This window comes from Amycolatopsis rubida (assembly GCF_900115345.1).
Lineage (GTDB): Bacteria > Actinomycetota > Actinomycetes > Mycobacteriales > Pseudonocardiaceae > Amycolatopsis > Amycolatopsis rubida.
Window position 1 is genome coordinate 744,406 of sequence record NZ_FOWC01000002.1, and the last position, 13,262, is coordinate 757,667.

15 protein-coding genes are annotated in these 13,262 nt (G+C 69.2%); 8 read left to right on the forward strand and 7 right to left on the reverse strand.

Going from position 1 to position 13,262, the window contains the following annotated elements:
* Nucleotides 1-254: 254 nt before the first annotated feature.
* Nucleotides 255-1,169: a proteasome assembly chaperone family protein gene (locus BM362_RS12485; protein WP_093573207.1), complete on the reverse strand. Its 915-nt coding sequence runs from the start codon at nucleotides 1,167-1,169 to the stop codon at nucleotides 255-257.
* Between the two features lie 174 nt (nucleotides 1,170-1,343).
* Here BM362_RS12485 and BM362_RS12490 point away from each other — a divergent pair, with 174 nt between their 5' ends.
* The 6 genes from BM362_RS12490 to BM362_RS12515 all read left to right on the forward strand — a co-directional run bounded on the left by BM362_RS12490 (nucleotide 1,344) and on the right by BM362_RS12515 (nucleotide 7,147).
* The gene (locus tag BM362_RS12490) at nucleotides 1,344-1,856 is read left to right on the forward strand and encodes a PH domain-containing protein (RefSeq protein ID WP_093573208.1); all 513 of its coding nucleotides are present in this window, start codon (nucleotides 1,344-1,346) and stop codon (nucleotides 1,854-1,856) included.
* Nucleotides 1,857-1,930: 74 nt separating this feature from the next.
* The gene (locus BM362_RS12495; RefSeq protein WP_208865199.1) at nucleotides 1,931-3,382 is read left to right on the forward strand and encodes a PH domain-containing protein; all 1,452 of its coding nucleotides are present in this window, start codon (nucleotides 1,931-1,933) and stop codon (nucleotides 3,380-3,382) included.
* Between the two features lie 62 nt (nucleotides 3,383-3,444).
* Nucleotides 3,445-4,200 carry an IclR family transcriptional regulator gene (locus BM362_RS12500; RefSeq protein WP_067576228.1) on the forward strand — a complete coding sequence of 252 codons (756 nt, stop codon included), beginning with the start codon at nucleotides 3,445-3,447 and terminating at the stop codon, nucleotides 4,198-4,200.
* A 16-nt stretch (nucleotides 4,201-4,216) separates the two neighbouring features.
* Complete coding sequence (locus tag BM362_RS12505) at nucleotides 4,217-4,717, forward strand: GNAT family N-acetyltransferase (protein ID WP_093573210.1); 501 nt, start codon at nucleotides 4,217-4,219, stop codon at nucleotides 4,715-4,717.
* A gap of 348 nt (nucleotides 4,718-5,065) precedes the next feature.
* Nucleotides 5,066-5,263: a hypothetical protein gene (locus BM362_RS12510; RefSeq protein ID WP_093573211.1), complete on the forward strand. Its 198-nt coding sequence runs from the start codon at nucleotides 5,066-5,068 to the stop codon at nucleotides 5,261-5,263.
* Between the two features lie 909 nt (nucleotides 5,264-6,172).
* Nucleotides 6,173-7,147 carry an esterase-like activity of phytase family protein gene (locus tag BM362_RS12515; RefSeq protein ID WP_244287134.1) on the forward strand — a complete coding sequence of 325 codons (975 nt, stop codon included), beginning with the start codon at nucleotides 6,173-6,175 and terminating at the stop codon, nucleotides 7,145-7,147.
* Between the two features lie 57 nt (nucleotides 7,148-7,204).
* On the opposite strand, the gene BM362_RS12520 is transcribed toward BM362_RS12515, so the two are convergent.
* From BM362_RS12520 to BM362_RS12530, 3 genes are all read right to left on the reverse strand, one after another.
* On the reverse strand, nucleotides 7,205-8,476 hold the full coding sequence (locus BM362_RS12520; RefSeq protein WP_093573213.1) for an aminotransferase family protein: 1,272 nt from the start codon (nucleotides 8,474-8,476) through the stop codon (nucleotides 7,205-7,207).
* Nucleotides 8,477-8,545: 69 nt separating this feature from the next.
* Complete coding sequence (locus tag BM362_RS12525) at nucleotides 8,546-8,821, reverse strand: hypothetical protein (RefSeq protein WP_067576220.1); 276 nt, start codon at nucleotides 8,819-8,821, stop codon at nucleotides 8,546-8,548.
* Between the two features lie 13 nt (nucleotides 8,822-8,834).
* Nucleotides 8,835-10,163 carry an MFS transporter gene (locus BM362_RS12530; RefSeq protein ID WP_093573214.1) on the reverse strand — a complete coding sequence of 443 codons (1,329 nt, stop codon included), beginning with the start codon at nucleotides 10,161-10,163 and terminating at the stop codon, nucleotides 8,835-8,837.
* Between the two features lie 235 nt (nucleotides 10,164-10,398).
* Between BM362_RS12530 and BM362_RS12535 the strand changes: the two genes are divergently transcribed.
* Nucleotides 10,399-11,076: a GntR family transcriptional regulator gene (locus BM362_RS12535; protein ID WP_093573215.1), complete on the forward strand. Its 678-nt coding sequence runs from the start codon at nucleotides 10,399-10,401 to the stop codon at nucleotides 11,074-11,076.
* A 28-nt stretch (nucleotides 11,077-11,104) separates the two neighbouring features.
* On the opposite strand, the gene BM362_RS12540 is transcribed toward BM362_RS12535, so the two are convergent.
* The 3 genes from BM362_RS12540 to BM362_RS12550 are packed head-to-tail and all read right to left on the reverse strand — an operon-like array spanning nucleotide 11,105 to nucleotide 12,742.
* Nucleotides 11,105-11,533 (reverse strand): EVE domain-containing protein, encoded by a 429-nt coding sequence (locus BM362_RS12540; RefSeq protein WP_067576216.1) that lies wholly within the window; start codon nucleotides 11,531-11,533, stop codon nucleotides 11,105-11,107.
* Nucleotides 11,530-12,381: an NAD(P)H-binding protein gene (locus tag BM362_RS12545; RefSeq protein WP_093573216.1), complete on the reverse strand. Its 852-nt coding sequence runs from the start codon at nucleotides 12,379-12,381 to the stop codon at nucleotides 11,530-11,532. The genes BM362_RS12540 and BM362_RS12545 overlap by 4 nt, the downstream gene beginning before the upstream one ends.
* Nucleotides 12,374-12,742, reverse strand: a complete 369-nt coding sequence (locus BM362_RS12550) for a VOC family protein (RefSeq protein ID WP_067576212.1) — start codon at nucleotides 12,740-12,742, stop codon at nucleotides 12,374-12,376. The genes BM362_RS12545 and BM362_RS12550 overlap by 8 nt, the downstream gene beginning before the upstream one ends.
* A 63-nt stretch (nucleotides 12,743-12,805) precedes the next feature.
* Here BM362_RS12550 and BM362_RS12555 point away from each other — a divergent pair, with 63 nt between their 5' ends.
* The gene (locus BM362_RS12555) at nucleotides 12,806-13,255 is read left to right on the forward strand and encodes a MarR family winged helix-turn-helix transcriptional regulator (protein WP_067576210.1); all 450 of its coding nucleotides are present in this window, start codon (nucleotides 12,806-12,808) and stop codon (nucleotides 13,253-13,255) included.
* Nucleotides 13,256-13,262: the final 7 nt, after the last annotated feature.

The following is a 13,262-nucleotide window of genomic DNA, read 5'->3' on the forward strand; positions in this document are numbered from 1 at the left end:
CCCCCGCGACGCGCCTGGCCGTGAGGGGAACCCTGACGGAATCAGATTCCCGCAGGGTTCCCCTCACGAACAAGCCGGGCGCGGAGCGTTAGGAGCACCCGGCTAGCTTCACCAGAGATGTCATCCACCACACCCGCCCCCGCTGCCTCGCGGCAACGTGCGGGCCCCATCATGTCCCGCGTGGCGATCATGGCGGCCCGGCTCTGGTGGGCCTGGCAGACGGTCCGATCCGCGGGCGTTGCTTACCTCTCGGCTCAGCGGTCGGAGCCGTCCCCGCCCTGCTCGGCGAGGAATCGTTCGAACTGCGAGCCCAGTTCGTCCGCGGTCGGCATGTGTTCCTGCGATTCGGCGAGCAGGCTGTGCCCGGAAGCTTCGGTGAACGTGTCGTACTGACGTTCCAGTGCGCGCACCACGTCGGCGGATTCCTCGGATTCGGCGACCTGACGGTCGATTTCCGCCTTGGCCACCTCGGCCGCGGTGCGCAGTTCGCCGTCGGGCAGGCGCAGGCCGGTGGCCTTGCCGATCGAGTCGAGGATCGTCAGCGCGGCGGCCGGGTAGGTCGACTGCGCCAGGTAGTGCGGCACGTGCGCGGCGAAGCCCATCGCGTCGTGGCCCCATTCGCCGAAGCGGTACTCCAGCATCGCGGCGGCGCTGCCCGGGACCTGCATGCGGTTCGGCAGCGGCTGGTGCTCGCCGACCAGGTGCTCCCGGGTCGCGTGCGCGGTGACGCCGAGCGGGCGCGTGTGCGGGGCCCCCATCGGAATCCCGTGGTACCCCACGGTGAGCCGCACGCCCCAGCGTTCCACCAGCTGCCGCACGGCGGCCGCGAACAGCTCCCATTCGCGGTCCGGCTCGGGGCCGGACAGCAGCAGGAACGGAATGCCGTCGTCGTCGTGCAGCAGGCGCACGACCAGCTCGGGGGCCTCGTATTCCTCCCAGTGGTCGACCGCGTAGATCATCGACGGGCGGCGCGACCGGTAGTCGATGAGCCGGTCGACGTCGAACCGCGCGACGACCCGGTTCTCGACCTCTCCGGTGAGGTGGTCGGTGACCAGCCGCCCGGCCGAGCCCGCGTCCATGAAGCCCTCGAAGAAGTGCAGAAGCACCGCTCCGTCCAGGTCGGGGACGTCCGAGTCCACCTCGTACAGTTCCACGGGATCGAGTCCCACCGGATCCTCCTGCTGCTCGCTTGCACGGACGTACGCGATACAACGCGGCCCGGCTGCGAATCCATCCCGCGCGCGGCGGAAATAGTAACGCCCCGCACTCATCAGCCACCCCGGATCGGGGCATCGTGACACTTGTCGTGGGCATCGACCCCAGCGGTCAGGCACTCTGAGCACGTGAACTTCGAGGAATCCACCACGCTTGAACTGCGGCTGCGTCCGCCCGAACACCGGGTGAGCCGCCGGGCGATCGGCCACTGGGCGACGTCGGCGGGAGCGGCCTGGCTGCTCGTGCTCGCGGTGCAGGCGGTGGTGGTCGCGACCGCGGACGACCCGCCGTCGTGGCTCACCGTGACGCTGCTGCTCTCCTGCGTGCTCGCCCCGCTTCATCTGCTCGTCATGCCGCAGTGGCGCTACCGCGTGCACCGCTGGGAAGTCACCGGCGAGGCCGTCTACACCCAGTCCGGCTGGCTGAAGCAGGAGTGGCGGATCGCGCCGGTCTCGCGGGTCCAGACGGTGGACGTCGAACGCGGCCCGCTGGAGCAGCTGTTCGGGCTGGCCCGGCTCACCGTCACGACCGCCTCCGCCGCCGGGCCGCTGCGCATCTCCGGCCTCGACCGCGACGTCGCGGTCGCGCTCGCCGACGAGCTGACCCGCACCACCCAGGCCGTTCGCGGGGACGCGACGTGAACGCGACCGCGCCTTCCCCGCCGGCCGCCGCGGAGGGCACCGGCGACGCGCCCTGGCATCGCCTCGATCGCCGGATGTTGTTGATCCGCCCGGTTCTCGACCTGGTGAAGTCACTGCCGGTGCTCGTGGGCGCGCTGGTGCTCGGCCACGGAAATCACTGGCAGTGGATCGGTCTCGCCGCCACCGCGGTGACGATCGGCGTCGGCATTTCGCACTGTCTCACCTCGCGCTACCGCGTCACCGCGACCCAGATCGAATGGCACACCGGGTTGCTGCTGCGCAAGCAACGCGCCATTCCGCGCGATCGAATCCGTACCGTGGACGTGCTTTCGGAACCGAAACATCGGCTTTTCTCGCTGTCGGCAGTACGAATCGGTACTGGACGGCACGATCACGGAAAAGGACCGGGCAAGGACCAGCTGGTGCTCGACGCGGTCACCCGCGCGGAAGCCCAGCGGCTGCGGACTCTGTTGCTGCACCGGAAACCAGCCGAAACCGAAGCGGCGCGACCGCCGGAGTCGCTCGTCGCCGAGGTCGACAAGCGCTGGGTGCGCTACGCGCCGTTCACGCTGTCCGGACTCGCGGTGGTCGCCGCGATCCTCGGCACGGTTTATCACTTCGCGCACGAACTGCACTTCGATCCGACGAGTTTCGGGCCGGTCCGCGACCTCACCGCCCGCGCGCTCGAACAGCCGGTGTGGCTCACCGTGGTGCTGACGGCGGCCGGGCTGCTCGTGCTGGTGTCGGTGCTGTCGGTCGGCGGATACGTGTTGTCGTTCTGGAACTTCCGGCTCACCCGCGAACCGGGCGGCACGCTGCACATCCGGCGCGGGCTGATCACGACGCGGTCGGTGTCGATCGAGGAGGACCGGCTGCGCGGCGTCGAGGTCAAGGAACCGCTGCCGCTGCGGATGGTCGGCGGCGCGAAGTGCGTCGCGGTCGCGGCCGGACTGCGCGAGGGCAAGGGCGCGGACCGCGGCGGCGGCCTGCTGCTGCCGCCGGCTCCGGCCGGGAAAGCCCGGGAGATCGCGAGCGAGGTGCTCGGCGAGGACTTCGCGAATGCCCCCCTCGTGCGGCATTCCCGGCGCGCGCTGACCCGCCGGATCACCCGCGCCGTCTTCTCCGTGCTGGCGCTGTCGGCCGCGCTGTTCGCGCTGGCTCGGCTCGATGTCCTGCCGGAATGGCCGTGGCAGGCCGCGCTCGTGCTGCTGCCGTTCGCCGTCCTGGTCGGTTTCGACCGGTACCGCTCGCTCGGCCACGCGATCACCGGCCGGTACCTGGTGACCCGTTCCGGGTCGCTGGCCAGGGCGACGGTCGCCGTCCGGCGGGATCGGCTCACCGGGATCGTCGTGCGGCAGTCGCTGTTCCAGCGGCGGGCCGGGCTGATCACCGTCATCGCACCGGTCGCCGCCGGGCGCGGGCACTACCGAGTGCTGGACGTCGAGAAGGGCACCGGGCTCGCGCTCGCCGACACCGCCGTCCCCGGATTGCTGACGCCGTTTCTCGCTGTCCCGGAAAAACCGTGACCTGTGGTAATTTACCGACGCGTTCGTGTCTGAATTCGGCGCTCCTACGGAGAGGTTTCAGGATGTCTGAACCCGGACTCCGTCGCACGGCCGGCGCCAACAGTTCCCGGAAAGTGCTCCAGTTGCTGTTGTCGTTCACCGAACAGCGCTGGGAGGCCAGCGTGGCGGAACTCGCCGAGGTGATCGGCAGCCCGGTCGCCACGACTTACCGCTACGTGCAGTTGCTGAAGGAACTGCAGCTGCTCGAAGAGGCGCGGTCCGGGCGCTATCACGTCACCAGCCGCGTCATGCCGCTCGCGCGCGCCGCCCGGCTCGCGAACGACCTGGCGCGGATCGCGCGGCCGACGATGGAGGAGGCCGCGCGCGAACTCGGCGAGACGATCCTGTTGTTCCAGCACTTCGGCGAGTTCGCGGTGTGCAGCGACCGGGTGGAATGCGACCGCGCGATGCGGTTCACGTTCCAGCCGGGGCATTCCATCCCGCTCGGCGTCGGCGCGACCGGGAAGATGCTGCTCGCCCTGCTGTCCGACGGCGAACGCGAACGCCAGGCCGCCCGGATCGCCGAAGAACGCGGCACCGAGGTGCGTGACGCCCTCAAACACGCGCTGGCCAACCGCTACGCACAGAGCTGGGGCGAAATCGAGGACGGCGTGTGGGCGTGCTCGGTGCCAGTCGACGCGGACCGGCTGCGGCCGAGCGTGCTGAGCCTGGTCGGACCGGCCACGCGCGTCGGCGACGCGGAGCGCGATCGGGCCATCACGGCGTTGCGCGCTTACGCGGAGCAGATCGGAAAAGCGATTTCCGAGTACTCCGAGTAGCCGTAGAATCGGGCCAGTGATCCGCCTCGCCACCCCAGCCGACCTTCCTGTGCTGCCTGACCTCGAACGTGCCGCCGGAGAACCGTTCCGGACCGTCGGCATGGCCGAGATCGCCGACGACGCACCGCCCTCGGTCGAAGAGCTCTCGGTGTTCCAGTCCGCGAGCCGATGCTGGGTCTGGGACGACGACGGGACGATCGCGGCGTACGTGCTCGCCGAAGAGGTCGACGGTTTCGGGCATGTGGAACAGGTTTCGCTGCTGCCGAGCCACGCCCGCCGAGGATTGGGGCGGGCGCTGATCGAGGCGGTCGGCACGTGGGCCGCGGAGCGCGGGCTGTCCGGGCTGACGCTGACGACGTTCGCCGAGGTGCCGTGGAACGCGCCCTACTACGAGCGGCTCGGGTTCCGCGTGCTGGCCGACGACGAGCAGGGTCCGGCGCTGCGGGAGATCCGGCGGGCGGAGATCGCGCGGGGCCTGGACCGGTGGCCGCGGGTGGCGATGGTGCGGGCGGAGTGAGGTCTGCCCGCGTTTCTGTTGCGGGATAAGCGGTTTTGCCGTTGTTCGGGCTGATGCCGCCGAGGTCGCCCGCGTCCGGGTCGTCGAGTACTCGGCGCTTCCGTCTCACTACGGCCGGAACTTCGCGCACTGCCCGCCGCTCATCCGGCTCGGCCATGCCTCGCGGGTTTTCCTTGCCGGGCTGGCGATCTTTCAACGTCGCCCGCGCGTGGGTCGCTCGGGAGGGGGACCTGGATTGCCTCGTGAATCGAACACGTGTTCTACTGATCGGGCCGGCCCCGGAGGGGGAAGCTCCGCGGGCCGGCACCCAGGCAGAACGTGTCCTTCGATCGATCCCCAGGAGGCAGTGTGGCGGTCAAGATCACCCACCTCGCCAGTGGTCAGCAGGTCCGCTTCGCGAACGCGGACGGCGCCCGCCGCTATGCCGAAATCATGGGCGGCGGAGTGGACAAGTGGCGGTTCACGATCGTCCCCGGGGACAGTGGGACTCCTGGGATGCCCGCGGCGGTCGTCAACGTGCCGGTGTGGCGGACTGTCGCTCGGTGATTGCTGCCCGACGATGGGTGACTGTCAGATGGGTGGCTCCCGGTGGGTGGCTCCCGGTGGGTGGCTGCCGCGCGGTGGCCGGCGGCCGACCCCGGCAGCTCCCAGCGATCGCCGCCCGACGATGGGCGGCTGTCAGATGGGTGGCTGTCATCGGTGGCTCCCGGTGGTTGCTGCCCGGCGATCAGCAGCCATCCCCGGCGACTCCCGGCGATCGCCGCACTGCGATCAGCAGCCACCCCCGGCGACTCCCGGCGATCGCCGCACGGCAATCAGCAACCACCCCCGGCGACTCCCGGCAGCTGCCGCGCGGCAACTGGCATCCTCCCGGCGGTTGCCGCACGGCAATCGGCACCCTCCCGGCAGCCCCCGGCGATTACCGCACGGCAACCGCCCTCCGGCAGGCCCCGGGCGGTTGCCGGGGGTGGTTGCCGCCGTTCAGCGGGCGTCGCAGCGACCATCCGCCTGACCGGCTTCCGCTTGGCAACAGTCGCCGAGCGGCTGTCCTGGCGGCTTCCGCTCGACGGCGGTCACCGAGCGGCTGTCCGGTGAACACCGGCTCGGCATCCGTCACCCGATCGCCAGGTGTCCGCCGTCCGGTCGTCGCCGCTGAGGACCGTTTGCCCGGTGACAGCACGGTGATCGGCCCAGCGCGAAACCGTCGTGCCGATCACCGGAACAACGTCACCTGCTGTTTGTTGCTTACCGGCCACGCATTGTGCTCCACTGTCGATCACCCACTGCTGTAAGTCCCGCGTCAGCGGGGACCGCCGCTTGTCAGCAGCGACCACCTCGGCACGGCCCTGCACCCGTGCCCGACGGACAGAAGGAGCGGCTCCTTTGCTTGCGCACCAGCGTGGAACACATCTGCGTGGAAACAATCGCCGTGGAAAAATCCGGGTCACCGTCGCGTTGTCGGTCCTCGCGCTCGCGGTCGGGGCCGGCGCGGCCCACGCGGCGCCGACGGCCACCCCGAAAGCCACGGCGTGGCCCGGCGGGTCGAAGGTGGCCATCGCCGACGACTCCGGGGTTTTCGGCAGCAACCTCAGCGGCGTGTCGTACGAATCGCCCACCGTGCTGTGGGCGGTGAAAAACGGCCCGAGCACCCTGTACCGGCTCGTCCAGGACGGCAAGAAGTGGCGGCCCGACACCGCCAACGACTGGGCCAAGGGCAAGTCCATGCACTACTCCGACGGCAGCGGCGACCCGGACGCCGAAGGAGTCGTCTTCACCCCGGACGGCGTCTTCACGGCCACCGAGCGCGACAACGACGACGGCGACACGAGCAAGCCCGCCGTGCTCCGGTACGCGACTTCCGGGTCGGGCAAATCGCTGAACGCGACCGGGGAATGGGACCTTACCTCCGACCTGCCGTCCGTCGAGCCCAACAAGGGGCTTGAGGCCATCGCCTGGGTTCCGGACTCGACGCTCACCGCGCACAAGTTCCGGGACGAGCACACGAAAGCCGCTTACAACCCGGCGAGCTACCCGAACCACGGGACCGGCTTGTACTTCGTCGGGCTCGAAGACAACGGGAAGGTCTACGCGTACGCGCTCGACCAGTCCGGCGACAAGTACACGCGCGTCGCCACCATCGACAGCGGATTCCCGGCGATCATGGATCTTGAGTACGAACCGTCGACCGGCCACCTGTGGGCCGAATGCGACAACACGTGCAAGGGCCGCACCAGCACGCTCGACGTCAACTCCAAGGGCGCGTTCGCGGTCACCGCGCAGTACGACCGCCCGTCCGGGATGTCGAACTACAACAACGAGGGCTTCGCCATCTCGCCGACCTGCGCGAATGGAAGCAAGCAGGTCGTGTGGTCCGACGACGACAACGACGACGACCACGCCCTGCGCACGGGGACGCTCTCCTGTAAATAGTCCTTGCCGACAGTCTGCGGCGGCACCGAAAGGTGCCGCCGCAGTGTCCTGCGTACGTCAGTTCTTCAGCAACCGGTCCAGCGCCCGCGGAACAGCCGCGGCCAGCAGGTCCAGTTCCGCCTCTTCGGCGACCAGCGGCGGCGACACCGCCATCCCCTTGCCGAGCGAGCGCACGATCACGCCCTCTTCGAGCAGGAACTTGTGCAGCCTTCCCGGCGCGCCCGGATCCGCGGCCAGCAGGTCCGGCGCGAGTTCCACCGCGGCCAGGAATCCCAGCCCGGCACGGACTTCCGCCACCGCCGGATGCCCGACCGCACCGGAAAGCGCGTCCGCGAGCGGCTTCTCCAGCGCCTTGCCGCGCGGGATGATGTCGTCGCGCTCGTAGATGTCCAGCGTCGCGTTCGCCGCGGCGCAGGCGACCGGGTGCCCGGCGTAGGTCGCTCCGTGGCGCAGGATCGGCGCACCCGGGCGGCCGGTGAAGAACGGCTCCGCCACGTGCGGCGCGACCAGCAGCACGCCCAGCGGAATCGTCCCGCTCGTCACGCCCTTCGCCGTGGTCACCAGGTCCGGCCGCACTGACCAGCGGTCGATGCCGTACCAGGTGCCGAGCCTGCCCCACGCGCAGATCACGCAGTCCGCGACGAACAGCACCTCGTGCTTGCGGCAGATCGCCGCCACTTCCTCGATGTAGCCGTCCGGCGGAAGCAGCACGCCGCCCGCGCCGATGACCGGTTCGCAGAAGAACGCGGCCACCCGATCCGGGCCCACGCGGAGGATTTCCTCCTCCAGTGCCGCCGCGTTGTCATACGGCACCTGCGAGAAATCCGCGGCAGGCGGGCCCCAGCCCTCCGCGTTCACCGGAATCCCGGCCGCGGCAGTGCCGAATCCGTGGGTGCCGTGGTAGCCCTGGGTCCGGCTGATGACGTGGGTCTTGTCCGGGCGTCCGGTGTGGACGAAGTAGGACCGCGCGATCTTCACCGCGGTGTCCACCATGTCGCCGCCGCCCGAGCCGAGGAACACCTTCGACCCCGGCACCGGAGCCAGCTCGGCCAGCCGCGAAGCCAGCTTCAGCGCCGGTTCGTTCGCGACGCCGCCGAACAGGTTGTACGCGTCGAGCTTCTCCAGCTGCTCGGTCACCGCGCGGGTGATCTCCGGACGGCCGTGGCCGAGGTTCGAGTACCACAGCGACGCGGAGGCGTCGAAGTAGCGACGGCCCGCGTCGTCCCAGACATAAGACCCCTCGCCGCGGGTCACCACGAACCGGTTCCCGTCGACCGCGCCCATGTCCGCGAACGGGTGCCACAGCGGGTTCGGCTGCTGGTCCGGCATTGCTCCTCCTCGGGGTCGGCTCAACCGGCCGGTGCCGCGGGGAGCGGTGACCGGCCGCCGCCGCCCTTTCTACCCGCCCGGCCGGGGATCGGCGAACCGCGACCCCTCGACGCGCGCCATCGCGGAACTCCGCAGTCCGTAGTCCCGATGGCGATGTCCCCGGCCGGGAAGACCGGTCGCGGGCCGCCGCGCCGGACGGCGGCAGGCCAGCTCGCCCTTGTACAGCTCGGCGGCGCGGACCAGATCGGCGTAGGCCTCGACGTGGATCCGGTTGATCGCGTCGTGCGCGTCCCGGGCGGCCGCGTCGAGCCACGCGCAGTAGTCGCTTCGGGTCTGGGTCCGCATCGCGCGCCCCCGCTCAGACGTTTTCGACGGTGGTTGCCGGTGCGTTCGCGGGCGCGGAACTCAGTGACGCACCCTTCCGGTCCTTGATGAAGAAGCTGGTGACCAGGCCGAGCACGGTCATCACGGCGAGGTAGCCGCCGACCGCGTAGACCGTGCCGGTGCTGGTCTGCAGTGTTTCGGCGATGGTCGGCGCGAACGCCCCGCCGAGCACCGCGCCGATCGCGTAAGAGATCGCCGCGCCGCTGTAGCGGACTGTCGTCGGGTACATCTCCGCGTACAGCGCCGACTGCGGGCCGTAGGTGAACCCGAGCCCGATCGAGAACAGGAACAGCGCCACCAGAAGCAGTCCGACGTTGGCCGTGTTGATCAGAGCGAAAAACGGGAACATCCACACCAGCTGGATGACGAACCCGATCTGGTAAGTGCGGACGCGGCCGATCCGGTCCGCGAGCCAGCCGCCGAGCAGCGTGCTCACCAGCCAGGCGACCGCGGACAGCATCACCGCGATCAGCACCGTCGAACGGCCGAGGTGCAGTGTCTTCGTCGCGTACGACTGCACGTACCCGCCGGTGGTCATGTACCCGACGGCGTTGTTGGCCGCGAACAGCAGCGCACCCGCGACGACCAGCTTCCAGTGGTGCCGGAACAACTGCACCAGCGGCATGCTCGACCGCGCCTTCTTCTCGCGGACCTCCTCGAACACCGGGCTTTCCGCGACCCGGGACCGGATCATCAGGCCGGCGACGATCAACACGACGCTCAGCAGGAACGGGATCCGCCAGCCCCACGCCAGGAACTGCTCCGGCGAGGTCAGCGCGGTGACCAGCGCGAGGACACCGTTGGCCAGCAGCAACCCGATCGGCACGCCGATCTGCGGGAACGCGCCGTAGAGCCCGCGCCGGTCAGCGGGCGCGTGCTCGACCGCGAGCAGGGCCGCCCCGCCCCATTCGCCGCCTGCCGAAAGCCCCTGCACGACGCGCAGCAGCACCAGGATGATCGGCGCCCACACCCCGATCGACGCGGTGTTCGGCACCAGGCCGATCAGCACCGTCGAGATCCCCATCAGCAGCAGCGTGAGGATCAGCATCGCGCGCCTGCCGAGCCGGTCGCCGAGATGCCCGGCGATCACCGCGCCGATCGGGCGGAAGAAGAAGCTGATGCCGACCGTCGCGAACGAGACGATCAGCGCGTCCTTGCCGAGCACCGCGAAATACTGCGTCGCGAAGACCAGTCCGGCACAGATCGCGTAGATGAAGAAGTCGAACCATTCGATAGTCGTGCCGACCATCGCCGCCAGCACGACGCGGCGGTGCTCTCTGCTGATCCCGGTCGTGCGCGGCATCGCGCCTCCCTGCTGACAGTGCTTCAGGTCGTGCCGGATCGTATATAATCAGTCGCCATTTCGACAAGCCTCACTGCGGTAACTGAGCTGGCTTTTCGTCTATTGACAGCGTGCGCGTGGATTCCAGCCAGCGGCCGCGCGGGCTGGATAGTATATTATTTAGCATGGCGAACGGACCGGTTACCGTGGCCTGGACACCCCGCCCCGGCGGGCCCGCGAAGGGGAGGCGACAGGGATGTCCACAACGCACGAGCAGGCGGGGCTCAGCAAGAGCCAGCACACGTATCAAGTGCTGAAGTCCCGGATCACCGCGGGCGAATACCCGGCCGGGCACCGGCTCGTCCTGGGTTCGCTGGCCAAGGAATTCGACGTGAGCTCGGTCCCGGTGCGGGAAGCGGTGCGGCTGTTGCAGGCCGAGGGGCTGGTGCACTACGAGCGCAACGTCGGTGCGACTGTCGCGGCGATCGACCCGGTCGGCTACGAGCACACGATGCAGATGCTCGCGATCGTGGAAAGCGCGGCGACCGCACTCGCCGCGCCGCATCTGACCGCCGACGACCTCGCCGAGGCAGGCGAGCTCAACGACCGGATGCGCGCCGGTCTCGACCAGCTCGAACCGGTCGAATTCACCCGGCTCAACCACGAGTTCCACGAGGTGCTCTACAGCCGCTGCCCCAATCCGAGCCTGGTCGACCTGGTCAAGAAGGGCTGGGCCCAGCTCGCCACGATCCGCGATTCGACCTTCTCGTTCGTGCCCGCCCGCGCACTCGCCTCCGTCGCTGAACACGACCAGCTGCTGGACCTGATCCGCTCCGGTTCCGGAGCCGAATGGATCGAGCACTGTGCGCGGGCACACCGGTCAGCGACGCTGGACGCGTTCCTCAGCTGGGAGGCGGAGGCGCACCACGGCTGACCGCGCTCAGCCGCAGAGCTCCGCACCGTCACGCGGTCATGCGCGCGAGGATCGTCGCGAAATCCTGCTGTGGAACGGGAAACAAGCCGCGGCGAAACGGCAATCCCCAATGCGCGGGGTCGGTGACAAACGACAACTGGCCGACCAGCGGCTTCGCGTCCACCCGCTGACAGGCGTGGAAGGAAGCCGCGAGCCGCCATGGCTGGAAGTCGTCGCTGACGTAGGCCTGGTAAGGCTTTTCGCCGGTGATAGTGGCCCACGCGGTGAACTGCCGGACCGGTGCGCCGCCCTGCAAGCTCGTGCGCGGCGAGTAGAAGATCATCTCGTCGCCGGGACTCGGCTGGCGGAGACGTTTGCCCGCACCGTGATCCGCCTGGGTGAAGCCGCCTTCGATGGCGGCTTCCACGTGGTCGAGGCTGACGGTGTTGATCCAGAATCGCTGGCCGGACGGGGTCACTTTGCTGTCAGCCCTTCGACCAGGCCGGTCGTCGGCCTGCCGAGGAGCCGGGAAAGATCGTCGCCGACCCGGGCGAAAACCCCGGCGGCAATGGTTTCGTCGAGACTGACCAGGAAGCCGGCCAGCTCGTCGGGCATTCCCGTTTTGCTGAGCAGTGCCCGCAATTCCCCGGGAGCGACCGGCTGATAGGCGACTTCCCGCTCCAGCACGACCGACATCGCTTCGGCAATGTCGGCGTAGGTGAAGTCCGTGTCGCCGGAAAGGCTGTACGTGACGTTGTCGTGCCCATCGGTGGTGACCACGACGGCCAGCGCCTCGGCCAGGTCCTTCCGGCTCGCCGCCGCGACAACAGCGTCGCCGGTCGCCGCGGCGAGAACGCCGGTGAAGCGGGGACCGGCCAGCGACTGGACATAGTTCTCGATATACCAAGTGTTCCGCAGGATCGTGTACGGCACGCCGGACTCGACAAGGGCCTTCTCCGTCGCCCGGTGGTCCGCGTTGATCTCGAACCGGTCGTCGTCGGCCCGGACGCCGCTGGTGTAGTAGATCTGCCGGACGTTCTTCGCGGCTTCGATGACCGACTTGTGCTGGGCGAGGCGATTCTCGTCGCGTCCCGAGATCAGCACGATGTCCGAATGCCGCGTGACCAGTTCCGCGACACCAGCTGCGTCCGACAGGTCGACGGACGCGGCGCGGAACCCGGCGGAAGCGAGTTCCGCGAGGCGCGCCGGGTTGCGGCCGGCCGCGGTGATCGTCGCGGGATTCATGCCCCGCGAGACCAGCGCGCCCAGGACGTGCTGGCCGAGTGCTCCGGTAGCCCCGAAAACGAGGGTGCTCGCCTCAGCCACGGTCGTGAAGGGTGACGTGGTAGCCGTCGGGGTCGGCGAAAGTGAACGTGCGGCCGAAGGGACCGTCGATCGGCGCGGAGACGATCGGGTGCCCGTCGGCGACGAGCGCGTCGTGAATGGCCTGGACGTCGGTGGCGAGCAGCCAGATCGCGGCGCCGATGCCGGGCTGGGCGACGGAGGCGAGGCTGGTGCCGGGAACGACCTCGCGGAGGGCGAACGCGATCGGCTTCGTCTCGAAGACGACAGCGTGCGGCGGTCCGGCCGGCGAGCGGACGAGGCCGAGGTAGCGCTCGTAGAACGCCTGGGAAGCGTCCAGGTCACGCGCCTGGAGCGAGAGGAAATCGGGGCCGATGGCGGGCATGGTGCTGCTCCTTTTCTTCATGTCAGGTTTCTGACACGATCCACTGTATGTCAGAATCCTGACATGAGTCAAGACCGTGGCGGTGTCGACCTGAACAAGTCACTGGGCTACCTGCTGAAAGAGACGTCGAGCGCGCTGCGGGCGGCTATGGAGGAGGTGCTGCGTCCGCTCGGGATGACGGTGACGCACTACTCCTGTCTCGAACTGCTGGCGCAGCGGCCGGGCCTGTCGAACTCCGAACTCGCGCGGGGGACGTTCGTGACCCGGCAGTCGATGAACGTGCTGCTCCAGGCTCTGGAACGGGACGGTTACGTGACCAGGCCCGCGGAGGCACCGGTCGGGAAGGCTCTTCCCACTCGTCTCACGCCGCGCGGGCGGCGGAACCTGGAGAAGGCGAGCGCCGCGGTACGGGCTGTCGAGGTCAGGATGCTGTCCGGGCTGACCGAGGCCGAGCAATCGGACGCGTTCCGGATCCTGCGGAACATGGCCAGTTCCCTGCGGGACGGCAGATAGCCCGACC